The 294-nt window shown below is 59.9% G+C and carries 1 protein-coding gene; it reads right to left on the reverse strand.

Features of this window, described 5'->3' with window-relative positions; all coding sequences use genetic code 11:
• Positions 1-53: 53 nt before the first annotated feature.
• A partial coding sequence (locus tag CVH10_RS19475) for a transposase (RefSeq protein ID WP_146143112.1) occupies positions 54-294 on the reverse strand: 241 nt, incomplete at its 5' end.

The following is a 294-nucleotide window of genomic DNA, read 5'->3' on the forward strand; positions in this document are numbered from 1 at the left end:
TGATATTAAATCATGATCGTTTATCTTGATTCATCTATAATAACTAAGAGCGCCTAACAGAACCGCCTGATTTGGTTGAGGGTGATGAGGCTGGCCGCGAATCTGGTGAAGGCCTCGTAGATATCGGGGCGGCGCTCGTAACGGACGGGCAGGCGTCGGAAGCGGTTGAACCAAGCGTGGGTTCGCTCCACGACCCAGCGGTAGCGTCCGAGCTTCTCGCTGCTTTCGATCCCGCGCCGAGCAATGCGCGGCACGATCCCACGGGCGCGGCACTCGTGGCGACGGGCGCGGGCG

Source organism: Halomonas sp. ND22Bw (genome assembly GCF_003011945.1).
In the GTDB taxonomy this organism is placed as follows: domain Bacteria; phylum Pseudomonadota; class Gammaproteobacteria; order Pseudomonadales; family Halomonadaceae; genus Halomonas; species Halomonas halophila.